The 25319-nt window shown below is 58.0% G+C and carries 28 protein-coding genes; 7 read left to right on the forward strand and 21 right to left on the reverse strand.

The window, feature by feature from the left end:
- Positions 1-128 precede the first annotated feature (128 nt).
- Positions 129-1694 carry a murein biosynthesis integral membrane protein MurJ gene (gene murJ, locus NOM67_RS16050; RefSeq protein WP_156853905.1) on the reverse strand — a complete coding sequence of 522 codons (1566 nt, stop codon included), beginning with the start codon at positions 1692-1694 and terminating at the stop codon, positions 129-131.
- 191 nt (positions 1695-1885) lie between these two features.
- Between murJ and rpsT the strand changes: the two genes are divergently transcribed.
- Positions 1886-2149, forward strand: coding sequence for a 30S ribosomal protein S20 (gene rpsT, locus NOM67_RS16055; protein ID WP_005308808.1), 264 nt, complete (start codon positions 1886-1888; stop codon positions 2147-2149).
- Between the two features lie 48 nt (positions 2150-2197).
- On the opposite strand, the gene NOM67_RS16060 is transcribed toward rpsT, so the two are convergent.
- The 8 genes from NOM67_RS16060 to rppH form a co-directional block, all read right to left on the reverse strand.
- Positions 2198-2500 carry a metalloregulator ArsR/SmtB family transcription factor gene (locus tag NOM67_RS16060; protein ID WP_042030738.1) on the reverse strand — a complete coding sequence of 101 codons (303 nt, stop codon included), beginning with the start codon at positions 2498-2500 and terminating at the stop codon, positions 2198-2200.
- A gap of 51 nt (positions 2501-2551) precedes the next feature.
- The gene (gene nhaR / locus NOM67_RS16065; RefSeq protein WP_042030739.1) at positions 2552-3484 is read right to left on the reverse strand and encodes a transcriptional activator NhaR; all 933 of its coding nucleotides are present in this window, start codon (positions 3482-3484) and stop codon (positions 2552-2554) included.
- Positions 3471-3878, reverse strand: coding sequence for a hypothetical protein (locus NOM67_RS16070; RefSeq protein WP_156853906.1), 408 nt, complete (start codon positions 3876-3878; stop codon positions 3471-3473). The genes nhaR and NOM67_RS16070 overlap by 14 nt, the downstream gene beginning before the upstream one ends.
- The gene (nhaA, locus tag NOM67_RS16075; RefSeq protein WP_108572341.1) at positions 3875-5065 is read right to left on the reverse strand and encodes a Na+/H+ antiporter NhaA; all 1191 of its coding nucleotides are present in this window, start codon (positions 5063-5065) and stop codon (positions 3875-3877) included. Before nhaA ends, NOM67_RS16070 begins: the two co-directional genes overlap by 4 nt.
- A gap of 225 nt (positions 5066-5290) precedes the next feature.
- Entirely contained in the window at positions 5291-6085 is a 795-nt protein-coding gene (gene thyA, locus NOM67_RS16080) for a thymidylate synthase (protein ID WP_100646800.1), read from the reverse strand.
- Positions 6082-6909, reverse strand: a complete 828-nt coding sequence (gene lgt / locus NOM67_RS16085; RefSeq protein WP_033114068.1) for a prolipoprotein diacylglyceryl transferase — start codon at positions 6907-6909, stop codon at positions 6082-6084. The genes thyA and lgt overlap by 4 nt, the downstream gene beginning before the upstream one ends.
- A gap of 71 nt (positions 6910-6980) precedes the next feature.
- Entirely contained in the window at positions 6981-9257 is a 2277-nt protein-coding gene (ptsP, locus tag NOM67_RS16090) for a phosphoenolpyruvate--protein phosphotransferase (protein ID WP_156853907.1), read from the reverse strand.
- A gap of 14 nt (positions 9258-9271) precedes the next feature.
- The gene (gene rppH, locus NOM67_RS16095) at positions 9272-9802 is read right to left on the reverse strand and encodes an RNA pyrophosphohydrolase (protein WP_033114066.1); all 531 of its coding nucleotides are present in this window, start codon (positions 9800-9802) and stop codon (positions 9272-9274) included.
- A 732-nt stretch (positions 9803-10534) separates the two neighbouring features.
- On the opposite strand from rppH, the gene mutH reads away from it, so the two are divergent.
- On the forward strand, positions 10535-11209 hold the full coding sequence (mutH, locus tag NOM67_RS16100; protein ID WP_156853908.1) for a DNA mismatch repair endonuclease MutH: 675 nt from the start codon (positions 10535-10537) through the stop codon (positions 11207-11209).
- Between the two features lie 80 nt (positions 11210-11289).
- Complete coding sequence (locus tag NOM67_RS16105) at positions 11290-11613, forward strand: isoamylase early set domain-containing protein (RefSeq protein ID WP_042030746.1); 324 nt, start codon at positions 11290-11292, stop codon at positions 11611-11613.
- 108 nt (positions 11614-11721) lie between these two features.
- Here NOM67_RS16105 and rplS read toward each other — a convergent pair whose 3' ends face one another.
- The 5 genes from rplS to ffh form a co-directional block, all read right to left on the reverse strand.
- Positions 11722-12069, reverse strand: a complete 348-nt coding sequence (gene rplS, locus NOM67_RS16110) for a 50S ribosomal protein L19 (protein ID WP_005308701.1) — start codon at positions 12067-12069, stop codon at positions 11722-11724.
- A 32-nt stretch (positions 12070-12101) separates the two neighbouring features.
- Complete coding sequence (trmD, locus tag NOM67_RS16115) at positions 12102-12851, reverse strand: tRNA (guanosine(37)-N1)-methyltransferase TrmD (protein ID WP_005308699.1); 750 nt, start codon at positions 12849-12851, stop codon at positions 12102-12104.
- Between the two features lie 34 nt (positions 12852-12885).
- Complete coding sequence (rimM, locus tag NOM67_RS16120) at positions 12886-13407, reverse strand: ribosome maturation factor RimM (protein WP_033114063.1); 522 nt, start codon at positions 13405-13407, stop codon at positions 12886-12888.
- 24 nt (positions 13408-13431) lie between these two features.
- Positions 13432-13680, reverse strand: coding sequence for a 30S ribosomal protein S16 (gene rpsP, locus NOM67_RS16125; protein ID WP_033114062.1), 249 nt, complete (start codon positions 13678-13680; stop codon positions 13432-13434).
- Between the two features lie 182 nt (positions 13681-13862).
- Positions 13863-15239, reverse strand: a complete 1377-nt coding sequence (gene ffh / locus NOM67_RS16130) for a signal recognition particle protein (protein WP_042030747.1) — start codon at positions 15237-15239, stop codon at positions 13863-13865.
- A gap of 203 nt (positions 15240-15442) precedes the next feature.
- Between ffh and NOM67_RS16135 the strand changes: the two genes are divergently transcribed.
- Both NOM67_RS16135 and NOM67_RS16140 read left to right on the forward strand, forming a co-directional pair.
- Positions 15443-16231 (forward strand): inner membrane protein YpjD, encoded by a 789-nt coding sequence (locus NOM67_RS16135; protein ID WP_156853909.1) that lies wholly within the window; start codon positions 15443-15445, stop codon positions 16229-16231.
- A 34-nt stretch (positions 16232-16265) separates the two neighbouring features.
- Positions 16266-17546: an HlyC/CorC family transporter gene (locus NOM67_RS16140; RefSeq protein WP_201930777.1), complete on the forward strand. Its 1281-nt coding sequence runs from the start codon at positions 16266-16268 to the stop codon at positions 17544-17546.
- A gap of 40 nt (positions 17547-17586) precedes the next feature.
- Here NOM67_RS16140 and NOM67_RS16145 read toward each other — a convergent pair whose 3' ends face one another.
- Entirely contained in the window at positions 17587-18057 is a 471-nt protein-coding gene (locus tag NOM67_RS16145; RefSeq protein WP_201912770.1) for an Rrf2 family transcriptional regulator, read from the reverse strand.
- A 113-nt stretch (positions 18058-18170) separates the two neighbouring features.
- Here NOM67_RS16145 and hmpA point away from each other — a divergent pair, with 113 nt between their 5' ends.
- Positions 18171-19364, forward strand: a complete 1194-nt coding sequence (hmpA, locus tag NOM67_RS16150; RefSeq protein ID WP_255938693.1) for an NO-inducible flavohemoprotein — start codon at positions 18171-18173, stop codon at positions 19362-19364.
- A 98-nt stretch (positions 19365-19462) separates the two neighbouring features.
- Here hmpA and NOM67_RS16155 read toward each other — a convergent pair whose 3' ends face one another.
- The 6 genes from NOM67_RS16155 to NOM67_RS16180 all read right to left on the reverse strand — a co-directional run bounded on the left by NOM67_RS16155 (position 19463) and on the right by NOM67_RS16180 (position 24460).
- Complete coding sequence (locus tag NOM67_RS16155) at positions 19463-20071, reverse strand: tetratricopeptide repeat protein (protein WP_043851198.1); 609 nt, start codon at positions 20069-20071, stop codon at positions 19463-19465.
- Between the two features lie 410 nt (positions 20072-20481).
- Positions 20482-21417: a malate dehydrogenase gene (gene mdh / locus NOM67_RS16160; protein ID WP_042030754.1), complete on the reverse strand. Its 936-nt coding sequence runs from the start codon at positions 21415-21417 to the stop codon at positions 20482-20484.
- A gap of 220 nt (positions 21418-21637) precedes the next feature.
- The gene (gene artM, locus NOM67_RS16165; protein ID WP_042030756.1) at positions 21638-22300 is read right to left on the reverse strand and encodes an arginine ABC transporter permease ArtM; all 663 of its coding nucleotides are present in this window, start codon (positions 22298-22300) and stop codon (positions 21638-21640) included.
- Between the two features lie 3 nt (positions 22301-22303).
- Positions 22304-22954: an arginine ABC transporter permease ArtQ gene (gene artQ / locus NOM67_RS16170; RefSeq protein ID WP_042059654.1), complete on the reverse strand. Its 651-nt coding sequence runs from the start codon at positions 22952-22954 to the stop codon at positions 22304-22306.
- A gap of 3 nt (positions 22955-22957) precedes the next feature.
- Complete coding sequence (locus tag NOM67_RS16175; RefSeq protein WP_005341400.1) at positions 22958-23695, reverse strand: transporter substrate-binding domain-containing protein; 738 nt, start codon at positions 23693-23695, stop codon at positions 22958-22960.
- Between the two features lie 24 nt (positions 23696-23719).
- On the reverse strand, positions 23720-24460 hold the full coding sequence (locus NOM67_RS16180; RefSeq protein ID WP_071913666.1) for an ATP-binding cassette domain-containing protein: 741 nt from the start codon (positions 24458-24460) through the stop codon (positions 23720-23722).
- A 203-nt stretch (positions 24461-24663) separates the two neighbouring features.
- Between NOM67_RS16180 and argR the strand changes: the two genes are divergently transcribed.
- Positions 24664-25134: a transcriptional regulator ArgR gene (argR, locus tag NOM67_RS16185; protein ID WP_005340378.1), complete on the forward strand. Its 471-nt coding sequence runs from the start codon at positions 24664-24666 to the stop codon at positions 25132-25134.
- The last annotated feature ends 185 nt before the right edge of the window (positions 25135-25319 follow it).

Here is a 25319-nt window from a genome sequence, read left to right on the forward strand (position 1 = left end):
GTTGCTGCTGTCGAAATCGCCGGATTATATATCAGGCGGCCATCAGGGTCAGCCCTGTTGCGGCCCCGATTTCAGCTCTCGGGGCCGAAATACCAACTCACTTGGCGCCTTCAAGCCTCGGACATGGATCAATCTTCACGACCCGCTCTCAGATCTTTTGGCCGGATCCCCAGTGCCAGCAGGACTCCGGCATAGATGGCACCACCCAGCACCAGCAACATGGTCAGCTGCAGGCTCGCCTTGCCCATGCTCCATGCTCCCCATTGGGTCAGATCTGGCGACAGGTAGAGGAGAACTCCCCCCATCAGCAGGCTCGCCGTCAGCAACTTGAGGCAAAAGACCCCGGTGTGGCGGGAAGGCCGGTAGACGCTCTGCTGATGGAGTCCCTTGAACAGCAGGGCTGCGTTGAGCGTGCCCGAACAGGCGGTCGAGAGCGCCAGCCCCACGTAACCGAGCGGATAAATGAAGAGGAGGTTGCAGACCATGTTGGCGGCCATAGAGATCATCCCGATCCGTACCGGCGTTTTGGTGTCCTGACGGGCGTAGTAACCCGGCGCCAGCACCTTGATCAGCATCAGCGACAGCAACCCGGAGGTGGATGCCAGCAAGCTGGCGCTCGACATGGTCACCTCATGCAAGCCGAACTCGCCGCGCATGAACAGCACCCGCAGGATGGGCTCACGCAGTACGGCAATCCCCACCATGGCGGGCAAACCGAGCAGCATCACCATCCGAACCCCCCAGTCCATGGTGCGGGAGAAGTCGGCCGGATCGGCATCCACGTGCTTCTTGGCCAATGCCGGCAGAATGACGGTACTGATGGCGACGCCGAACATGCCGAGCGGGAACTCCAGCAAGCGATCCGAGTAGTAGAGGTAGCTGATGGCGCCGGTCGCCAGAAACGAGGCAAGCATGGTGTTGACCAACAGGTTGATCTGGCTGACCGATACCCCGAACAGCGCCGGGATCATCAGGGTGCGGATCTTCACGACCCCCGGATGGTGCCAACCCCACTTGGGCCACACCAGCATGTTGATCTGGCGCAGGAACGGGAACTGGAACAGGAACTGCACCAGACCACCGAGGAAGACACCGATGGCCAGCGCCAGTTCGGGGTCGTCCAGCCAGGGCGAGATCCACCAGGCGGCGGCGATCATGGTGATATTGAGAAAGATCGGCGTGAAGGAGGAGACCCCGAAGCGACCGAAAGTATTGAGAATTGCCCCCGCCATGGCGGTAAAGGTGATGAACCAGAGATAGGGGAAGGTGATTTTGAGCATCAGGCTCGCCATCTCGAACTTCTCGGCAGCCGGCCCGCCATGGAGCCAGTCCCAGAACCAGCCCCAGCCAAACAGGGCGGTCAGCACGCCGGAGCCCAGCACCCCGAGCAGGGTGACCACAGTCACTATCCCGCCGAGAGTCCCCGCCACCGCAGCAAGCAGTTCACGCACTTCACTCTCATCGCCCTTTTTCCGGTACTCGGTCATCACGGGGACAAAGGCCTGGTTGAAGGCACCTTCTGCGAACAAACGACGCAGGAAGTTGGGAATGCGATTGGCAAAGAAGAAGACGTCTGCGGCAACCCCGGCACCGAGCAGATTGGCGATGACCACATCGCGCACCAAGCCCATCACACGGGATGCCAACGTCATTCCGGACACAATAATTCCGGATTTGATCAATTTCTTACTCAAGACGAGGCCTCTGGAACTGTCAGAATGAAAAGAATGCTGCTAGAATCGGCCGACAGTTTAACCGTCTCCCATCTGACACACCACCGGGGGGCGGTGTTTATTTGCACAAATCATTTGACAATATGTGGTTGGGAAGGCATATTTCCGGGCCTTTTCAATACACTCGCTAAGACAGTTTTAGGAGTTTTACCTTGGCTAACATCAAATCTGCTAAGAAGCGCGCTCTTCAGTCAGAGAAACGCCGTCAGCACAACGCCAGCCGTCGTTCCATGACCCGTACCTACCTGAAGAAAGTCATCGCTGCTATCGCCTCTGGCGACAAAGCTGCCGCGACTGCCGCTTTCGCTGTTGCTCAGCCGATCATGGATCGTATGGCGACCAAAGGCCTGATCCACAAGAACAAAGCTGCTCGTCACAAGAGCCGCCTGTCTGCCCAGATCAAAGCTATGGCTTAATCAGCTTCTGCTGATAAAAGCTGAAAAAACCGGCCTAGTGCCGGTTTTTTATTTATCTGCGCTGCAGTAAAGCCGATGCAGCAAGGAGATCATCTCGCGCACCTCGTGGCTGCGCAGCGAATAGTAGACCGTCTGGGCCTCTTTTCGCGTGTTGACCAGCTCATCGCGCCGCAGCAATGCCAGATGCTGTGACAACGCAGACTGGCTCAATCCCAACCGCTCGTTGAGCTCCCCCACCGACAGCTCCCGCTCCAGCAGATGGCACAGGATAAAGAGCCGCCGCTCGTTGGCCAGCGCCTTGAGCAGGGCGACCGCCTGACCCGCACTGGCTTCCATCTCTTCAAGTTGCATCACATCTCTCCTCTGCCACTCATCGCCGATGATACGTGGTGGCGCGCCGTTTTAAAACGACAGGGACGCAGGCTGGATGGCGGAGAAGTTCTCCTCCCCGGCAAAGAGGAAGGTGAAATCACTCTCGCACACCCGTTTTACCGCCGGATGCTGGATCATCCGCTCAGCGAAGATGACGTAGTACTCCTCCATCAGATCCTGGGTCTCGCCCAGCAACATCACCCCCTCCCCCTCAAGGATCTCCTCCCGATAGATGGTGGGGGCCATAAAGATACCCTGATTGAAGAAGCCAAACGCCTTCATCAGCGCCGCATCGTCAAACTCGCCAAGGATGCTGGGGGAGACCCCCTGCTGTTCAAACCACTGGGTCAGCTGGCGCCCCATGGCGGTGCGGCGCCCCGGGATGAGCAACTTGCGCTCTTCAAGACAGGCCGGAAAAGGGAGCGATGGCAGCGGCGCCTTGCAGAAGAAGCTGACACCGCAGCCACCCAGCCGCTTGGAGAGCAGGCCCGCATGCTGGCTGGAGTCCACCGGACAGTCGGAGAGGATCATGTCTAGCTTGTGCTCGCTCAGCTGCTCCAGCAGCAGTTCGTGGGTTGATTCGAAGCAACGCAGGTGGATGGAGCCATCGTTGGGGATGACTGAGAGCAGCACGCGACTGGCAAGGCGCTTGGAGAGGGCATCGGCGATGCCGACATCGAACAGGATCTGGCTCTCCTTGCGGTAGTTGACGATATCGAGCATCTCGTAGGAGAGGCTGAACATCTTGTCGGCGTAGCGAAACACCAGCTGGCCCAGCTCGGTGGCCTCAAGGGTGCGCCCCTTGCGCTTGAGCAACTTGCCGCCCAAACGCTGCTCCAGCAGCTTGATCTGGCCGGTCACCGTCTGCGGGGTCAAAAAAAGGGCTTCTGCCGCCTGAGTGACAGAGCCCTTCTTCTGCGTCATCCAGAAATAGTAGAGATGGTTGTAGTTAAGGTGTGACATCCGATGGGATTCCCGCCTGACGCGGGCTCCGGTAGCAGCTGAGTTCAACCGCCAGAATGTCATACATGTCGCTGACCGAGTCAACCTTGTTCGCGCCGAACTGCGCCATCAGGTCAGCCTTGAGCCGCGCCTTGTCGGGCTGGCGCTCACCGCAGTAGCGCTTGTTGGAACGCTTGACCATCTCCCCTGCCCGGCTGCTCAGCGCCCGCTCGGAGAAGGTCTCGCCAAAGCGGGCCTTGGCCTGCTTGTCCCCCAGCAGCACGGCGCTATCCACCACACCGTTGAGATAGGCAGAGCAGCTTGCCGAAGCGGCATCCTGCCTGCAATCTTCAAACCCGCCCGCCCATGCCAGCGGGCTTAGCAACATTACTGCCAGCCATGCCTGTTTTTTCATAGTCCCTCCGCACTCTGATCCCCGTCACACTTGGGAAGAGCCAATCGCAAGGCCAGATAACCGACTACCGCCGCCAAGGTGGAGCCCACCAGAATACCGAGGCGAGAGTAGCTGCCGTAATCCAGCCCACCATGCTCGAATGCCAGCGATGCGATAAACATCGACATGGTGAAACCAATGCCACAGAGGATGCTGACCGCAAAGATCTGCTTGAAGTTGACTCCCGGTGGCAACTGCGCCACACCCAGCTTGACCGACAGCCAGCTGATGGTGAATACCCCGAGCGGCTTGCCGATAAACAGCCCCAACATAATGCCCATGGGCACCGGGCTCAGCAGGGATGAGAGACCGATCCCCTCCAGCGATACCCCCGCATTGGCAAAGGCAAACAGCGGCAGGATCAGGTAGGCACTCCAGGGGTGCAGGGCATGCTCCAGATGCTTGAGCGGCGAGGCATAGCGCTTGCCGTTAAGCGGGATCATGAAACCAACCACCACGCCAGCCAGGGTCGCATGGACACCGGATTTCAGCACAGCCACCCAGAGCACCAGACCGACCAGCATGTAGAGGCTGATCCGATCCTCGCCGCGGCGGTTCATCCAGAAAAGCGTCAGGGTCGCCAGAATACCGACCGTCAATGCCGCCAGCGACAGTTGCTGGGTGTAGAACAGCGCGATGATGATGATGACACCCAGATCATCCATGATGGCCAGCGCCAGCAGGAATACCTTGAGGCTCACCGGCACCCGCTTGCCGAGCAGCGCCATCACCCCGAGAGCAAAGGCAATATCGGTCGCGGCAGGAATCGCCCAACCAGCGCGCGCCACTTCATCCGAGTAGTTGAAGAAGGCGTAGATCAGGGCTGGAGCCAGCATACCGCCCACCGCAGCGATGGCCGGAAAGGTCGCCTGCACCCGGGAAGAGAGCGCCCCTTCCAGCATCTCGCGCTTCACTTCGAGCCCGACCAGCAGGAAGAAGATCGCCATGAAGCCATCGTTGATCCAGAGCAGCAATGGCTTGTTGATATCCAGCGCCGCAATGCGTACCTGCACCGGTGTATCGAGGAAAGCCTGGTAGCTGCCAGAGAGACCGGAATTGGCCAATATCATTGCCAGCATGGCCGCCATGATCAGAATAATTCCGGAGGCGGCCTCCAGCTTCAGGAACTTTTTGATTACGTCGCTCATGGTTAAAATATCCACAAAATTACTTTACGTTGAGTCTATAACCGATAACAACTCTTGGAAAATCGTTTCTTACTGCTCAATACAACGAAAAAACCGAAGTAAAACCAAAACAGCTCCGCCAAAGGCATCTTTCATAGCGGTGTGGCCAGTTCTCGATTTTCAATCACAAAAATGAATATCTAACTGTTTTTAAGCATAAAAAAGGCGCCCTAAGGCGCCTTGCAATCAGATGGCGACGGGCGCCTTGATGCCGGGATGGGGGTCGTAACCCTCTATCTCGAAATCCTCGAACTTGTAATCGAAGATGGAGTCCGGCTTGCGCTTGATCACCAGGGTCGGCAGCGGACGCGGCTCACGGGAGAGCTGCAGTGCAGTCTGCTCCATGTGGTTGGAGTAGAGGTGCACATCGCCGCCGGTCCAGACAAAATCGCCCACTTCCAGAGCACACTGCTGGGCCATCATATGGGTCAGCAAAGCATAGCTGGCAATGTTGAACGGCAAGCCGAGGAATACATCGCAGCTGCGCTGGTAGAGCTGGCAGGAGAGCTTGCCGTCCGCCACATAGAACTGAAAGAAGGCATGGCAGGGCGCCAGCGCCATCTTGTCCAGTTCACCCACGTTCCAGGCGGAGACGATGATGCGGCGCGAATCCGGGTTGTGCTTGATGTCATCCACCGCTTTCTGGATCTGGTCGATGACAGACCCGTCGGCCGCAGGCCAGGAGCGCCACTGGGCGCCATAAACCGGTCCCAGATCGCCGTTCTCGTCGGCCCACTCATCCCAGATGCTGACGCCGTTCTCTTTCAGATAGGCGGTGTTGGTGTCGCCATTGAGGAACCAGAGCAGCTCATGAATGATGGAGCGCAGGTGGCACTTCTTGGTAGTCACCAGCGGAAAACCCTCCGCCAGATTGAAGCGCATCTGATGACCAAACAGAGAGACGGTGCCGGTGCCGGTGCGATCAGACTTGACGGTTCCCTCGTCAAGAATCTTCTGCATCAAGTCGAGATAGGCTCTCATTGCTTTGCCTCCTTCACGGCGTTACCGAACAGCTGTGGGCGCTTGTAGGCAACCCAAATCATCAGGGCACCGATGAAAATCATCGGGGTGGAGAGGATCTGGCCCATGCTGATCTCGTTGAAATAGAGGCCCAGCTGGCTGTCTGGCTGGCGGACAAACTCCACCAGGAAGCGGAACAGGCCGTAGAACAGCAGGAACATGCCGGAGATGGCACCGCGCGGCGGGTTCTTGCGCCAGAACAGGTTGAGGATGATGAACAGCACCACTCCTTCCAGCGCGAACTGGTAGAGCTGGGAGGGATGACGCGGCTCGGGACCGGCCTCCGGGAAGATGATGGCCCAGGGCACATCGGTGATCCGGCCCCACAGCTCGCCGTTAAGGAAGTTGCCGATACGGCCTACGCCGAGGCCAAACGGAATAAGCGGTGCCACAAAGTCGGCCACGGTGAAGAAGTGGCGCTTGGTCTTGTGGGCAAACCAGATCATGGCAGTGATGACCCCGATCAGACCGCCGTGGAACGACATGCCGCCGGTCCAGATCTTGAACAGGTAGGTCGGATCCGCGAGGAAGAGATCGAAGTTGTAGAAAAGTACGTAACCGACACGGCCACCGAGGATCACCCCGAGGAAGCCGTAGAAGAGCAGGTCAGAGACCTCGTTGCGTGTCCAGCCACTGTTCGGCGCATCGGCGCGACGGCCAGCCAGCCACATGGCAAATGCAAAACCGAACAGGTACATGAGACCATACCAGCGTACCGATAGTGGTCCCAAACTGAATGCTACGGGATCAATCTGCGAGAAAACCCAATATCCATCGTGCTGCATAAGCGGCCCCAGTCATAAGAAAAGCCGCATTTTCCGATCATTCGCCAGCAGGGACAAGGCATGTTTATCAATCAACCGATTTTCGGTTTGTGGCCGGCGCGCAACAAACCGCCCAAACCGTGCTCTTCCAGATAGCGGGCAAACAGGCCGCGCAGCACGTGGGGATTGTCGTGCTTGAGGCCATCGGCCAGCAGCTCGGTCAGCTCACTCAGGGTCGATTGGCGCAGCACGTACTTGATCCGGGCGATGTTGTGGGTGTTCATACTGAAGCGGCGATAGCCCATGGCCAGCAACAGCAGCACGCCGACCGGATCGCCAGCCAGCTCGCCACAGACCGAGACCGGCTTCTGATAACGGTTGGAGGCATCGACCAGCAGTTGCAGGGCGCGGATCACCGCCGGATGGAACGCATCGTAGATGTTGGCAACACGGGAGTTGTTGCGATCCACCGCCAGCAGGTACTGGGTCAGGTCGTTGCTACCCACCGACCAGAAGTCGATGAGCGGCGCCATCTCCGGCAGGATGTAGAGGGCGGAAGGCACCTCGATCATCACCCCGAGGCTGGGGTAACGGATCTCGGCATTGCGACTGGCAGCCTCTTCCGATACTTCTCGCCACGCCTGATCCAGCAGACGGCGGGACGCCTTGATTTCACTGACACTGCTGATCATCGGCAGCATGATGGCCAGATTGTCGAGTCCTTCGCTGGCCCGCAACATCGCCTTGAGCTGCACCAAGAACAGTTCGGGGTGATCCAGGGTGAGCCGGATCCCCCGCCAGCCAAGGAAGGGATTTTCCTCAACGATAGGGAAATAGGGCAACTGCTTGTCACCGCCCACATCCAGCGTCCGCATGCAGACCGGCCGGTTGCGATAGGTCTCGAGAATGCCGCGATAGCGGGCAGTCTGCTCCCACTCGGAGGGGAAGCTGTCCTGCAGCATGAAGGGGATTTCGGTGCGATAGAGGCCCACCCCGTCCGCCAGATGATTGAGAGAGATCTCGGTATCGGCGCTGAGCCCGGCGTTGAGCAGCAGGGAGACCTTGGTACCGTCCGCCGTCTCCGAAGGCTGGTTGTCGACGCTGCGCACCAGACTGTCGAGTGCCCGCTCTTCGCTCAGCAGCTGGCGATACTCGGTCAGGATCACCTGATTGGGTTCGATGAAGAGATCGCCGCTATAGCCATCGACGACCAGCATGCGGCCACCGATATCACCGAGCGGCAGATCCACCCCCATGATGGCGGCCACCCCCATGGCGCGGGCCAGGATGGCGGCGTGGGAGTTGGTCCCCCCCTTGAGCGAGACCACCCCGGTCAGGTATTCGCGGGGGACTTCCGCCAGAATGGTGGCCGTCACCTCGTCGGCGACCAGCACCACGGGCTCACCGATGGAAATATGCTCCGGCTCGTTCTGCACCAGGCGGCTGATGATGCGCTGGGCGATATCCTTCACATCGGTGGATCGCTCCTGCAGGTAGGGATCCTTCATCCCCTTGAACTGCTCGATGAGGCGATCGCTGACCAGCTTGACGGCGGAGACCGCGGTCCAGTGCTCCTTGCTTACCTTGTTGCGGATCGGCTTGATATAGCCGGGATCGGCTAGCAAATGAAGATAGATGTCGAAGATGGCGACCGAATCTTCGCTGTAGCTCTCGCGAAAACGCAGCGCCAGACTCTCCAGATCGTGGCGAACCTCTTCTACCGCCAACTCCAGCCGTTCCAGCTGGCCGGCATGATCGTCATCCTTGCGCGGAGTGATGGAAGAGAGCGCCTTGCGCGGCCGCCACACCCAGGCCTTGGCCATAGCAATGCCGCTGGCACCGGCAATACCGCGCAGAGGCTTGCTCCAGTCAGTCTTCTGCAGCCACCCCTTGGCTTGCGCCTGAGCGATATGCGCTGCCAGCTGGGCCGCCAGCGTGACCATGAAGGACTCTTCCCCCTCATCGAAACGGCGGCTCTCTTTTTGCTGTACCACCAGAATGCCGACCACCTGACGCTGGTGCATGATGGGGGCGCCCAGAAATGAACGAAACGCCTCTTCGGCGACATCGGGCAGGAATTTAAAGCTGGGGTGCGCAGGGGCATCGGCCAGGTTGATCAGCTCTTCCCGCTGACCGACCAGACCAACGATGCCCTGCTCGAAGGGCAGAGTGACCTTGCCGACCGCCGAAGGGGCAAGACCATCGGTCGCCGCCAGCCGGTAGCGGCGCATCTCGGGTTCCGAAACGTAGACAGAGCAGCAGTCCACCACCATGGCGTGCCGGGTCTGGCTCACCAGTGCCTGCAAGGCCTGTTCCAGGGTATTGGCCCCGGCCATGCTCTCGACGATACGTCTCAGTTCCGTTAACAACTAATCTGTGCTCCTTAGCGAGCGCGGTTGCGCCGCCCATCCTTTTTGTTGACCTGCTGCACTGCCGGCGCCGGCATCGCCAGCGGAGCAAACTCCTTCATGACCCGGCGGTAAACCTCCCGCTTGAACGAGACAACCTGGCGTACCGGGTACCAGAAGCTGACCCAGCGCCAGTCGTCAAATTCGGGATGACCATGACAACCGAACTGGATCCGCGACTCTCGGCCCGAATTGAGCTGCAACAGGAACCATTTTTGTTTTTGGCCAATACAGACCGGTGAACTGTCCCAGCGGACAAGACGTTTGGGTAAACGGTATTTAAGCCAGTTACGACTGGTGGCCATGATGGTCACATCTTCGGGCTTGAGGCCTATCTCCTCATACAGCTCGCGATACATGGCCTGTTCCGGCGTTTCACCATCATCAACTCCCCCCTGCGGAAACTGCCAGGAGTGCTGCCCATAGCGTTTAGCCCACAACACCTGTCCTTCACGGTTACAGATCACGATACCGACATTGGGACGAAATCCGTCGCCATCAATCACGTGATCACCTTATAAAGGCTGAATCTATAAAGAGATTGTTCCACATTCACTTCGTGGCAGCAAACAAGGAGTGACTCCCGGCGTTCATGAATAACTTTCAATTTCACACATACTTATAAACAAACGGGAAGATCTGCTCTACCAAGTTGCCCACCCAGACTGTGCATAAGCCTGTGAGCAAGCTGGTATATACAGTACTTTTTAACTGTAAGTGAAAAACAGACTATCACCTCACAGATCAGAGTTAAAACTAATTTTTATTTATTATACATATAGTTAAACTCAAACAACTGGATCTGGATCCATGGTTTTGCTCACGCAGGATCCGCGACGACGATTGTGAACAAGTTCTACTGCTCAAAGATCCGCCAAGGCCAAATTATCCACAGGAGTGGCACAATATCTGCCCTGTTTCCTCGATGAAAATGGGGTCGGATTCACAATTTTTTGTAACATATAAGATACTCCTCCCACTTTATGCCACTTATCCAAGATTTCTGTGGATAACTGTGTGTAACATCATCCGCAAACCCTTGGACAACTATTTCGGACCCGGATCGGCTGAATATCCTTGCTCGATAAAAAAGACAAATTCCTTTAAAATCATAATCATAAGACCTACATAGTCGAATTATCCCCATTTACCCTTATCTACTCAGGATCGGTTATAAAAACAGCGATCCTCCCGGGATCCTGCCCTGTTAGAATAGGTCGAGCAATATGGAGCCAAACATGCCAAACAATCCCCAATCCGAACAGGAGTTGCTGAGCCGTGCCTATGCCATGGCCGGCTTCACCCTGGCGCAGCTGGCCGCCGAAGCAGGTGTGGCGGTACCCAAAGATCTGCGCCGTGACAAGGGGTGGGTTGGCCAGTTGATCGAGCTGCAGCTGGGGGCCAGTGCCGGCAGCAAGCCGGAGCAGGACTTTCCGGATCTCGGTATCGAGCTCAAGACGATCCCGGTCGATCCTCAGGGGCGACCGCTGGAAACCACATTCGTCTGCGTCGCGCCGCTGATCGGTGTCAGCGGTCAGCGCTGGGAGGAGTCCAACGTGCGCAACAAGCTGTCACGAGTGCTCTGGATCCCGGTGGAAGGCAGCCGCGAGATCCCGGTTGGCGAGCGGCGGGTGGGGATGCCGCTGATGTGGAGCCCCAGCAAGGAGGAAGACCAGCTGCTGCGCCAGGACTGGGAAGAGCTGATGGACATGATAGTGCTGGGAGAGGTGGAGCAGATCAGCGCACGCCACGGCCAGGTAATGCAGCTGCGTCCCAAGGCTGCCAACAACAAGGCGCTGACTCGCGCCATCGGTCGCGATGGTCAACCGATTATGACCCTGCCCCGCGGCTTCTATCTCAAGATCGATTTCACCCATAGCCTGCTGCAACGCTATTTTGCCCTGCCAGTTTGATCTGCTTTATCAACATCTTTGTCATAAGGTGGTATAAAAATAGGCAGGAGCCATTTTTAACTCACAGACAAGGAGGCGTCATGCCACTTACCAAGCAGTTTCTAAAGTCCAAACCTGAGGTCAAGGTGACCTTCGCCGTCGAGAAAGAGGCCGCAGCAGGCGCGCAGCAGGTGATGCTGATCGGCGAGTTCACCCAGTGGCAACCGGTCGAACTGAAGCGCATGAAGAGCGGTGAGTTCAAGGCCACCCTCAACCTGCCGACCGACGGGCCGGAGAGTTTCGAGTATTGCTACCAGTTCATCACTTCGGAGGGAGAGACCCTGTACGAGAATGACTGGCAAGCCGACGCTTACGTACCCAGCCCCTACGGCCGCGATAACTCGGTGGTGCGAGTGATCCAGTAACGGTAACCAGATAGTCCATAGACGGATACAAAAAAGGCTCGCCATTGGCGAGCCTTTTCACTACCTGTCGAGCTTTTCGCCGACATATCGACACCAATTCGAATCGAATTAGTTGAGCTTCTCTTTGATACGAGCAGCTTTACCGGACAGGTTGCGCAGGTAGTACAGTTTGGCGCGGCGAACATCACCACGACGCTTCAGTTCTACACTGTGGATCAGCGGAGAGTGAGTCTGGAATACACGCTCAACACCTTCGCCGTTGGAGATCTTGCGAACGGTGAAAGCAGAGTGCAGACCGCGGTTACGCTTGGCAATTACGATGCCTTCGAAAGCCTGCAGACGCTCTTTACCACCTTCTTTAACACGAACTTGAACACGTACGGTGTCGCCCTGGGCAAAAGCCGGGATGTCGGTACGCATTTGCTCTTGTTCAAGCTGCTGAATAATCTTGCTCATTGTCTTTCCTTACCTAGGATAAACTGAAAACTCTACTTAACGCTGTCACGCACTTCGCGGACATACTCGGCAAGAAGTGATTCTTGCTCGTCAGTCAGAGCTAGGTTGTTAATAAGTTCCGGCCTTCTTTGCCAGGTTCGTCCGAGCGATTGCTTGAGACGCCAGCGTCGAATCACTTCGTGATTGCCGCTTGTCAGCGCCTCGGGCACCGCCAGCCCATCCAACACCTCCGGCCGAGTATAGTGGGGATGATCCAGCAAGCCATCCGTAAAGGAGTCCTGCTCGGCACTGGCCTGATCACCCAAGACTCCTGGAACCAGACGCGAAACCGCATCGATCAGGGTCATGGCAGGCAACTCGCCACCACTTAACACGTAATCCCCGATAGACCACTCTTCGTCGACTTCGGTTTGTATCACGCGTTCATCGATACCTTCGTATCGACCGGCTACCAGAATCAGTTTCTGATTCGTCGCCAACTCGGTTACGCCCGCTTGAGTCAGCTTGCGTCCCTGAGGGGAGAGATAGATGACTTTCGCCCCGTCTCCCGCCGCTTGCTTGGCTGCATGAATCGCGTCACGCAGCGGCTGAACCATCATTAACATGCCGGGCCCACCACCATAAGGACGATCATCGACCGTACGGTGTTTGTCGTGGGTAAAGTCCCGGGGGTTCCAGCACTCAATCTGCAGCAGGCCACTCTTGACGGCCCGACCCGTTACCCCGTGCTCGGTAATGGCTCGGAACATTTCAGGGAAGAGGCTAATCACCCCAATCCACATAAGAAACCTCCGGCACTCGTGTTACCGCGGGAAACTAGAAACCAGGATCCCAATCAACTTCGATTGTTCGAGCAGTCAGATCAATATTCTTGATCACCTGCTCTTCCAGGAACGGAATCAACCGCTCCTTTGCACCAAAGGCATCTTTTACATTGGCCTCAACCACCAACACATCGTTGGAGCCGGTTTCCATCAATTCGGTCACCTTGCCCAAGTCGTATCCCTTGGTGGTCACTACCGAGCAACCAATCAGGTCACGCCAGTAGAACTCGCCCTCGGGCAACGCAGGCAACAGATCGGCGGCTACGCCAATCTCGACATTGGTCAATGCCAGGGCATCCTCGCGCACATCGATACCATCGAGTTTGCAGATCAGACCCTTGTTGTGACGTTTCCAGGATGAAACCCGAATTTCACGCCACGCCCCGTTCTGATTAATCAGCCAGGGGTTGTAATCGAAAATCGCTTCGGCAACATCGGTGAAGGAGTTCACTTTAAGCCACCCCTTGATGCCGTATACGGTACCCAGGGTGCCCAGAACTACAGGTTTTTCCACCTTAACTCCTTACCGTTTGACTGATTAAGCAGCTTTGGCAGCGTCTTTGATCAGCTTGGCAACGCGCTCAGAAACAGCGGCACCAGTAGCAACCCAATGCTCGATACGAGCCAGGTCCAGGTTCAGCTTTTCAGCTTGACCAGCAGCAACCGGGTTGAAGAAACCAACGCGCTCGATGAAACGACCGTCGCGGGCGTTACGGCTGTCAGCAACTACTACCTGGTAGAACGGACGCTTTTTCGCGCCACCACGTTGTAAACGAATGGTTACCATATCGTCCTCATTAACATCTAATGAACAAGGCCCGCAAACACGCGGACCCTAGCTTAAAATAAGCCGCATAATTCTACTTGGATTCGTAATAAATGCAACCAAGCCAGCCATTTTTTGCGCAGAGCAGCAATGAAAAGGGTCTGCCGGTGGCAGACCCTTATGCAATACGTCAGCCCGGATAATCAGAACGGGCCGCGACCGCCACCAAATCCCGGTGGCAGCATGTTCTTCATCTGACTCATCATTTTGCGCATGCCACCCTTGCCGGACATTTTCTTCATCATGCGCTGCATCTCAGTGAACTGCTTGAGCAGCTTGTTCACGTCCTGCACCTGCATGCCGGAGCCTGCGGCGATACGGCGCTTGCGAGAGCCTTTGATCAGGTCGGGATGGGCTCGCTCCTTCGGCGTCATGGAGCTGATGATGGCCTCCATCCGCACGGTGAGCTTGTCATCCATCTGATCCTTGATGTTGTCCGGCAGACCGGACATGCCGGGCAGCTTATCCAGCATCCCCATCATGCCACCCATGTTGCGCATCTGGGCCAGCTGCTCGCGGAAATCCTCAAGGTCAAAGCCCTTGCCGCTCTTGACCTTGCTGGCCAGCTTGGCAGCCTTCTCTTTATCGACGTTGCGCTCGACCTCTTCGATCAGAGAGAGCACATCGCCCATGCCGAGGATACGGGAGGCAAGACGATCCGGATGGAACGGCTCCAGCGCGTCGGTCTTTTCACCCATACCGATGAACTTGACCGGCTTGCCGGTGATGTGGCGTACCGACAGGGCGGCACCGCCGCGGGCGTCGCCGTCCGCCTTGGTGAGGATCACGCCGGTGAGCGGCAACGCTTCGTTGAACGCCTTGGCGGTGTTGGCAGCATCCTGACCGGTCATGGCATCCACCACGAACAGGGTCTCGACCGGCTTGATGGTGGCGTGCAGATCCTGGATCTCGGCCATCATCTCGCTATCGACGTGCAGACGACCGGCGGTATCGACGATCACCACGTCATAGAATTTCTTGCGCGCCTGATCGATGGCGGCAGTCGCGATGGCGACCGGCTTCTGGCTGGCATCGCTCGGGAAGAAGTCGACGCCGATATCGCCCGCCAGGGTTTCCAGCTGCTTGATCGCCGCAGGGCGGTAAACGTCGGCACTAACGACCAGCACCTTCTTCTTGCTGCGCTCTTTGAGCAGCTTGGCCAGTTTGCCGACCGTGGTGGTTTTACCGGCACCTTGCAGACCGGCCATCAGGATGATGGCGGGCGGCTGGGCAGCCAGATTGAGCTGCTCGTTGGCCTCACCCATTACGGTGACCAGTTCGCCGTGCACAATCTTGATGAACGCCTGACCTGGGCTCAGGGATTTGGCCACTTCCTGGCCGACGGCACGCTCTTTGACGCGTGCCACGAAATCACGCACGACCGGCAGGGCGACGTCCGCCTCGAGCAGCGCCATGCGGACTTCGCGCAGGGTTTCCTTGATGTTCTCTTCGGTCAGGCGGCCACGGCCACTGACATTGCGCAAGGTGCGCGAGAGTCGTTCAGTCAAATTCTCAAACATGACGCATTCCGGTTCTTGGCGTTGTAAATGGGGGGCATTATAACCCAGAGCAGCCGCGAGGACGATTATTCGCCGCACTGCCGATCATCGATGCTTCATACCTATATATGGGCGGATCGGCCATTGCACAACTGGCGAGCATTTCGCGTGCAAGGTATACTGCCCCTCTTACCCTCAAAAGCTTGTGCATCAACGACCTGGTTATGATCGTAATCTCTGTTCTGGCCCTGGCGTTTTATCTGCTGGCCATCATCGCCTCCCTGCATCTGTTACTGAGCGCCAAGCCGGTAGGACAGCGCTCCCTCTTTCCCTGCATCGGACTGGCCCTGATCGCCCACGCTACCGCCCTCGGAACCGAGGTGTTGCAGGGCTCCGGCCAGAACCTGAGTATGCTCAACGTGGCATCGCTGGTGAGCCTGATCATCAGTACCTTCATGACCTGTATCACCCGCCGCTTCAACGGCTGGATCCTGTTGCCGGTGGTCTACAGCTTCTCGGCGCTGCTGCTGGCGGCCAGTGCCCTCATACCTGGGCGCTATATCACCCATCTTGAGGCCCATCCCCAGCTGTTGCTGCATATCGGTCTGGCGCTGATGGCCTACTCGGTCTTAATGATCGCCTGCCTCTTTGCCCTTCAGCTCGCCTGTCTGGACAAGCAGCTCAAGTCGAGAAAGATCAGCCAGTTGCCAGCCATGCCCCCCTTGATGACCGTCGAGAAGCGGCTGTTCCAGCTCATCTCCGCCGGCGTGCTGCTGCTGACCCTCTCCATCGCCTCGGGGCTCTTCTTCCTCGAAGACATGTTCGCCCAGGGCAAATCCCACAAGGCCGTGCTCTCCATCATCGCATGGTGCATCTACGTACTGCTCTTGTGGGGCCATCACACCTATGGCTGGCGTGGCCGCAAGGTGGTCACCCTGAGCCTGATCGGCAGCGTCATCCTGACCCTGGCCTATTTCGGCAGCCGCTTCGTCAAAGAAGTGCTGCTGAGCTGATAACCTTTAGTCACACCATCTACAGGAGCCCTTTTTGGACAGCATCTCAACGAGCACACTACTGATTGTTCTCGTTATCTTGATCCTTCTATCCGCCTTCTTCTCCAGTTCCGAAACCGGTCTGATGTCCATCAACCGCTACAAGCTGCGGCATCTGGCACAGACCAAACACAAGGCGGCCCGTCGGGTAGAGAAGCTGCTGTCACGCCCGGATCGGCTGCTCGGCCTGATCCTTATCGGCAACAACCTGGTCAATATCCTCGCCTCCGCCATTGCCACCATCGTCTGTATCAGGCTGTTCGGCGATCTCGGTGTCGCGGTGGCCACTTTTGGCCTGACCCTGGTAGTGCTGGTATTTGGTGAAGTGACACCCAAGACGCTGGCGGCCATGTTCCCCGAGAAGATTGCCTACCCCGCCTCCTGGATCCTCAAGGGGCTGATGGTGCCGCTCTCCCCGCTGGTCTGGCTGATCAACGGCATCACCAGCGGTCTGCTCAAGATGCTGAAGATCACGCCAAACAAGGATGACTCCCTCAACACCGAGGAGCTGCGCACCATAGTCAACGAGGCGGGCAGCCTGATCCCCCAGCGCCATCAGGAGATGCTGCTCAGCATTCTGGATCTCGACAAGATGCTGGTCGAGGACATCATGGTGCCCCGCAGCGATATCTACGCCATCGATATCAATGACGACTGGAAAAGCATCCAGCGCCAGCTGGCTCACTGTGCCCACACCAAGATCCTGCTCTATCGCGACAGCATCGACGACGTGGTGGGCTTTCTCCACGCCCGCGACGCTCTGCGGTTGATGGCCCGGGATCAGTTCAACAAGTCGAGCCTGCTGCGGGAAGTGGACGAGATCTACTTCATTCCGGAAGGTACGCCGCTCAACGTACAGCTGGCCAAATTCCAGCGCAACAAGGAGCGAATTGGCCTGATCGTCGACGAATATGGCGACATTCAGGGGCTGATCACCCTGGACGACATTCTGGAAGAGATAGTGGGTGACTTCACCACCTCCATGACGCCGACCCCGAGCGATGAGATCCATCCCCAGCCGGACGGTTCGTTTCTGGTGGAAGGCTCGGCCAGCGTGCGCGAACTGAACAAGGAGATGAACTGGCATCTGCCCATCGACGGGCCGCGCACCCTCAACGGCCTGATCCTCGAATATCTGGAGGAGATCCCCCAGCCCAATATCGGGATCCGGCTGGCGGGCTACCCCATCGAGATCCTCGAAGTCGAGAACAACATGGTCAAAATGGCGCGGATCATGCCGGCCTCCTACCGGGCTGCTACGGCAGCGCAGAATTGAAAAAGGGCTGCCACTGGCAGCCCTTTTTCATTGCAGCTCTTCACTGTTCATCTTCGTCATCCGGCTCCAGCACCAGCGTCGGGATCAACTCGCCAAACACCCTCTGCAACTCGTCGCGATTGGCCAGCAAATCCTGCAGGGTATAGCTGTCCATTACCGCCAGAAACGCATCCATCGCCTCTTTCAGCGCATTCTTGAGCAGACAGACCGAGACGATGTGACAAGCGGGCGAGCCGCAATCAATACCGTCCAGATTCCCTTCCAGCGCCCGGATCACCTCCCCGATGTTGATGGTGGCGGGATCGCATGCCATGCGGATCCCTCCATTCTTGCCACGCTGGGATTGCAGATAGCCCAGCTTCACCAGCTGATTGACCACCTTCACCATGTGGTTGCGAGAAACGTCGTACAAGGCAGAGACCTTGGCTACGCTCGAGAGCTCCCCTTCCGGCAGGGTGGCAAGGTAGAGCAGGGCTCTCAATCCGAAATCTGTATAACTGGTTAGTCTCATAAAGCCTGATTAGCGCGATGCGAAAAGTGGAGTATTGATTCAAATCAAATAAACATCTAGGATGCCACTTATTAAATGGCATTTTAGATATTCAATTAACGACGAGGCTCCCTATGCTAGACCAAACCACCATTGCCGTCATCAAAAGCACCATTCCTCTGCTCGAATCAGCCGGTCCGGCGCTGACGCAGCACTTCTACCAGCGGATGTTCAGCCATAACCCGGAGCTGAAAGATATCTTCAATCTGGCCCATCAGCGCAGCGGTGGTCAGCCACTGGCGCTGTTCAACGCCGTCGCCGCCTACGCCAAAAATATCGACAATCTGGGGGTGCTGGCCGGCGCGGTCGAGCGGATTGCCCACAAGCATACCGGATTCCTGATCCAGCCAGAACAATATCACATTGTAGGTAGTCATCTCTTGGCCACGCTCAAAGAATTGGGCGGAAGTGCGGTCACCGACGAGGTGCTGGAGGCATGGGGCAAGGCATATGGCGTGCTGGCCGACATCTTCATCGGCCGCGAGCGGGAGATCTATCAGGAGAAGGCGAACCAGAGCGGTGGCTGGCAAGGGACCCGCACCTTCATCATCAAGGAGAAGCGAGCCGAGAGCGAGCTAATCACCTCCTTCCTGCTGACACCGGAAGATGGCAAGCCGGTGCTGGCCTTCCTGCCGGGCCAATACCTCAGCATCAAGCTGGTTCACCCCGAGCTCGAGCATCACGAAATCCGCCAGTATTCGCTCTCGGATGCACCGAACGGCCGTGACTATCGCATAAGCGTCAAGCGCGAGCCGCAGGGTCAGGTCTCCAACCTGCTGCACGACCGCCTGCAAGCGGGTGACAAGATTGAAGTGATGCCCCCCACCGGCGATTTCTATCTGAAAGCGGATAGCCAGACGCCGGTTATGCTGCTCTCAGCCGGGGTCGGCCTTACCCCCATGATGAGCATGCTCAACCAGCTGCTGGCGAGTGACCATCAGGCCGGCATCACCTGGCTGCACGCCTGCGAGCATGGTCGTGTCCACGCCTTCCGGGAAGATATCCGCAGCAAGATCAGCCAGCACACCAATCTGGTCAGTCGGGTCTGGTATCGGGAGCCCGCAGAGAGCGACAAGCAGGGAGAGGATTACGACTTCAGCGGCACCATGGATCTGAACGCGGTAAAGGAGCGCATCACACCAGAGGCCCACTACTACTTCTGCGGCCCGCTCGGTTTCATGCAGGAGGTGAAACGACAGCTGACTGAGGCCGGGATCCCCGCAAGCCAGCTCCATTACGAAGTTTTTGGCCCCCACCAAGATCTATAACCGCCGGGTAGCCATATAACGAAAGGAGGTTCCAGCCTGTCATGGCACGGCGGCAGGAACCGGACCCACAGGTGCAGACCTGTGGGTCATTTTTTGGATCAGTGCATCGCCTTGGCGCGAGCCACCACGTTGGCCGGCATCCGGTTGCCAAGCCGACTCAGCAGACTGGCCGCCTTCTGGTGCAGGGCTTTGTCACCGATAACGGAGCCGTGCAGCCAACGGTAGGCATCCTCGTAATCGAGCGGGCTCCCCATCCCCTGCAGCAACATCTCGACCCACTCCATGCGAGCCCGCAGAAAACCAAGGCTGGCCGCTTCACGCATCAGCGTCTCGGCGCGAACCAGATCCTTCTGCACCAGCGTCCCTTTCCAGTAGTAGCGGCCCAACTGCTCCAGCGCGGGAGCCAGCCCCTGATTGGCCGCCTCCCACATATACTGCACCCCCAGCTCGGCGTTGGACTTGGTACAGACGCCCCAGGCCAGCATATCCCCCCAGAGGAACTGGTAGGCAGGGATCTTCATCACCGACGCCCGCGCCTCTATATCCTGAGTCAACTGGCAGCGATCCTGTTTCACCTGTGTGAGGTGGCGTCCCTGCTCGATCCAGTTGAGCAGCTCGTCCTGACGATAGATGGCCACCGCCTGCAGGTCGCCGGCATTCAGTGGTGCCACCGAAGGCGCAGGTTCGGCAGGTGGCGCGGCTGGCACGGGGGCTGAAGCGGGCTCTGCGGCCGGAGCAGGCGCTACCGGATCAGCCGGCAACAGCACAGGCGCAGGGGCCGCAGTCACCGCTGCCGACGGAGCCGCCTCACCGGTAGCCGCAGGAGCAGGTGCCGCCGCTTCAGCTGGCAACAACACGGGAGCCGGAGTAGCAGTCGCCGCTGATACTGGTGCGGTTTCGCCAACGGTGGCGGAAGCAGCCGAGGCAGCCGGTACCGGCTCGGCGGCATAAAGGGGCGCGCCAGCCAGACAGATAAGGGAGAGAAGGGTAAGGGGTTTCATCATAAGGGATCTCCTGCTGCTCTCTGTTATCGGCCACAACCCCCATCTTCTTAAGCTGGCGGGAGCCCAACAACGCAAAAGGGAGCCGAAGCTCCCTTTTAATGCGGTCATGCCGCTTATTTGACGAAGTCGACACCCAGCTGGATATCGGCTTTCAGGGTGGCCAGCATCCCTTCCATCGCTTCCTGCTCGAAGGCACTCAGCTTGCCGTAGTCCAGCACGGTTTCGACACCGTTCTTGCCCAGCAGGATCGGCTGTGCAAAGAAGGTAGCGTGTTCGCCGTTGCCTTCAACGTAGGCACACTCGATGACGTTAGCTTCGCCCTGCAGGCCCTTGATGAGCGACAGACCGAAACGGCAGGCAGCCTGACCCATGGAGAGAGTGGCGGAACCGCCACCGGCCTTGGCTTCCACCACTTCGGTACCGGCGTTCTGGATCCGCTTGGTCATGGCAGCCACTTCTTCGGCAGTGAAGGAGGCACCTTCAATCTGGGAGAGCAGCGGCAGAATGGTCACGCCACTGTGGCCACCGATCACGTTGACGCGAACCTTGTCCACGTTCAGCCCTTTGGCTGCGGCAACGAAGGTCTCGGCGCGGATCACGTCCAGAGTGGTGACACCGAACAGGCGACGCTTGTCATAGACACCGGCTTTCTTCAGCACTTCGGCGGCGATGGCGACGGTGGTGTTAACCGGGTTGGTGATGATGCCGATCAGCGCTTTCGGGCAGGCTGCCGCGCACTTCTCAACCAGATTCTTGACGATACCGGCGTTGATGTTGAACAGGTCGGAGCGATCCATACCCGGCTTGCGCGCCACACCGGCGGAGATCAGCACCACATCGGCACCAACCAGTGCAGGAGTCGGATCTTCACCGCAGAAACCCTTGATGGCGACGTCGGTAGGAATATGGCTGAGGTCTACGGCTACGCCCGGAGTGACCGGGGCAATGTCATACAGACTCAGCTCGGAGCCGGCCGGCAGACGGTTTTTCAACAGCAGAGCAAGGGCTTGACCGATGCCACCAGCGGCACCCAGAACGGCAACTTTCATGATCAACTCCATGTTTAAGCGTAGGTTTAAGGTTATTTGTTCTTGTGCGCCCAACCTTAATGGATCCCCCCATAAAAAACAATCTGATAACAGTTGCAGTCACGGGTTCTGTGAGCCAAGAAACAGGCAGCGAATAAAAATGGGGAAAAATCCAAAAAATTGGAGGGGAAGCACAGTTTTTCTGCACTTCACCCTCCCATAAAGAGGTAGTTATGCCGACTCACGCCTGGAATGCCAACGCCCGCTTTTCACACCAGCGAAAACCAATTGTTAACAATCCGTTCATGGTGAGGTAAAGGGCTCCCGCGACGCCGAAGACGGCAAGGGTGTCATAGGTCTGGGCATTGAGCCCCTGCGCCAGCCCCATGATGTCCATGATGGTGATGGTACTGGCGAGGGAGCTTCCCTTTAGCACCAGGATCACCTCGTTGGAATAGGCAGGCACCAGATGACGGGCGGCGTGGCGCACCTTCATCCAGAGGGTCTGGCGACCGTTAAAACCGAGCGCACGGCACGCCTCCACCTCACCGGCAGGAATAGCGTCGAGCGCCCCCTTGAACAGCCGGGTGGAGTAAGCCGCGGTGTTGAGGCCCAGCGCCAGCACGGCACAGAACCAGGGCTGCTTGAGCAGCGGCCAAAGCGGGCTGGCTTTCAGCCACTCGAACTGACCCGGCCCGTAGTAGATGAGGAAGATCTGGATCAGCAGCGGCGTGCCGGTAAAGAGCAATACCCACAGCTGTACCAGCTGGGTCGCCACCGGCAGCCGCAACTCCAGCACCCAGGTCATCAGGGCCGCCAGCACGAAGCCGAGCAGCAGGCTGAACAGGGTCAACTCCAGCGTGGTGAGCAGCCCACCCAGCAGGGTCACAAGATACTCTTGCATCGATTAGCCTCCGTAGCGACGGGTGTAGCGGGCCGCGAGGCCGAGGCCATACTCGCTCACCAGGCTGATGGCCAGATAGATGAGGGCGGCGGCGGCATACCAAGTGAAGGGCTGATAGGTACTGGCCGAGGCCATCTGGGCCTGACGCATCATCTCGTTCACCCCGATAAGCGACACCAGCGCGGTATCTTTCAGCAGCACCAGCCACTGGTTGCCGAGGCCCGGCAGGGCGTGCCGCCACGCCTGCGGCAACACGATGCGAAAGAAGATGTGGCTCTTGCTCAACCCCAATGCCAGCGCCGCCAGCCGCTGCCCTGCGGGCACCGCATTGAGCGCTGCCCGCAGGGTCTGGGTCGCATAGCTGGCGAATAGCAGAGAGAGCGCCAGCACGCCGCAAGCGAACGGGCTGAACTCTACATACTCGCCGGTGATGAGAAACAGCACCTGGGTCGAGCCAAAGTAGATGAACAGCACCACCAGCAGCTCGGGCAACCCGCGGATCAGGGTGGTGAGGGTGGCCACCGGCCACACCAGAGCGCGCTGCTTGCTCAGCTCAGCCGCACTGAACGCCAGTGCCAGCACCATGCCCCCGACCAGGGATGCCAGGGCCAGCCCGAGGGTCATCCAGGCTGCATCCAACAACAGGCTCAACATGGCTTAGTGCGCGAAGTATTTGTCGAAGATCTTCTGATAGGTGCCGTTGGCCTTGATATCGGCCAGCCCCTTGTTCAGCTGGGTCAGCAACTCCTGATTGCCCTTGGCTACCGCGATGCCAAAGCCGGTACCGAAGTACTTGGCATCGGTCACCGGCGCCCCCACCACGGCGTACTCCTTGTGCTGCTTCAGCCAGTCGGCAGCGACGGCGGTATCGGCAAACACGCCGTCGGTGCGGCCGTTCATCATGTCGAGGAAGGCGCTCTGGTAGCTGGCGTAGGGCACGGTCAGCAGCCCCTTGCTCACCCAGTTATCCACCAGATAGGACTGGTGGGAGGTGCCGTTCTGCACGCCAACCGTCTTGTCTACCAGCCCTTCCGGCCCCTTGAAGGCGCCCTTTTTGGCCACGAACACGGCAGAGTTCTGGTAGTAAATGTCGGAGAAATCGACCTGCGCAGCCCGCTCCGGGGTCACGTCCATGGCGGCGATGGCAGCGTCATAGCGACGGAATTTCAGGCTGGGGATCAGGCTGTCAAAGGCCTGGTTGTGGAAGCTGCACTCCAGCTTGGCCTGCTCGCAGATGGCGCGCGCCAGATCGATGTCAAAACCCTGAAACTCGTTCTTGTCGTCCAGATATTCGAACGGTGCGTAGGTGGCCTCGGTGGCGAACTTGATCTCTTTGGCCAGTACGGAGGTGCTCAGCAGCCCCATGGCTGCGACCAGCAACAGACTCTTTTTCATGACAGCTTCCTTATCGATTCAGTATCAATGCATCAAGAATTCGGCAAACCGGCTGGTTTGCGGGGATTGGAAAATGGCGGCGGAGCCGGACTCGATGATCCGCCCTTTCTCCAGATAGATCACCTGACTGGCCACCTTGCGGGCGAAGTCGACCTCGTGGGTCACCACCACCTGGGTGATGCCGGTCTGGCTCAGGGTGCGGATGATCTCGGCCACCTCCTTGGTGATCTCGGGATCGAGGGCGGCGGTCGGCTCGTCAAACAGCAGCACTTCCGGATCCATCATCAGGGTGCGGGCAATGGCCACCCGCTGCTGCTGACCGCCGGAGAGGCGTGCCGGCCAGGCATCGCGCTTGTCGGCCAGTTGCAGCTGGGCCAGCAGATAGGCGCCCTTCTCGATGGCCGCCTCCTTGCTCATGCCCAGCACCTTGACCGGCGCTTCAATCAGATTCTCCATCACGGTGAGGTGTGGCCAGAGATTGTACTGCTGGAACACCATGCCCACCTTGCGGCGCAGCAGTTGGGACTGGCGATTGAATTCGGCAGTGGAGAGGGGGCTCGGGAAAGAAAATTCATTTTCCCCTATGCGCAGAACACCGGCATCCGGGGTGTCCAGCAGGTTCATCATGCGTAGCAGCGAGCTCTTGCCTGCACCGCTCGGGCCCAGCAGTACCAAGGTCTCACCGGGGGATGTCCGAAAGCTCACCTGTTGCAGTACCGGCACCTTGTGCCAGGACTTCTCGATACCTATTAATTCAATACCCATACAGCCCAATTGAATAAGTTTTCAAAATTTCGTCCCGATTCTATCCCTTATAAAGGTTGATGCAAGCCATTTTTGAATCAATATGCAGAACAAGCGCCGCTTCCTTGCAAAAAACGGCATATGAATGCAAAATAGCCACGCTGTTCGTATCTGCCGCCTGGCTCTGAAACAGGCCGCCACACCTCCTCATTCGTGAGACCAAGATGAAACATAACGACAAGCAAGAAAAACTGGCCAAGGCCTTTAAAGCCTTGCTGAAAGAAGAGCGCTTTGGCTCCCAGGCAGAGATCGTCACTGCCCTGCAAGAACTGGGCTTCGAGAACATCAACCAGTCCAAGGTATCGCGCATGCTGAGCCGCTTCGGCGCCGTTCGCACCCGCAATGCCAAGATGGAGATGGTCTACTGCCTGCCGGTGGAACTGGGCGTGCCCACCACCTCCAGCCCGCTCAAGAATCTGGTGCTGGATGTCGACCACAACGGCGCACTGGTGGTGATTCACACCAGCCCGGGCGCAGCCCAGCTGATCGCCCGCCTGCTCGACTCCCTCGGCAAGGCAGAGGGGATCCTCGGTACCATCGCCGGTGACGACACCATCTTCATCACCCCGACCAGCGACACCGATATCGAAGAGCTCTATCTCTCCGCCCTCGAGCTGTTCGAACAGACTCCGTAATGGTGGCTACCGCATCATAGCGGTCACGCCAGAACGAAAAATCCCGGCCAAGGCCGGGATTTTTGTTTGGTGAGCCACAAGATCGGGAGCCTGTTCTACCCCCTCTCGCTGCGCCCATCCTCGCGATGCTGATCTAGATTGTTGCACTTATCACTGGCAAAAATTTATTTTCGTTGCACCAGCGA

The sequence above is a fragment of the Aeromonas sp. SG16 genome (genome assembly GCF_024436135.1).
GTDB classification, from domain to species: domain Bacteria; phylum Pseudomonadota; class Gammaproteobacteria; order Enterobacterales; family Aeromonadaceae; genus Aeromonas; species Aeromonas jandaei.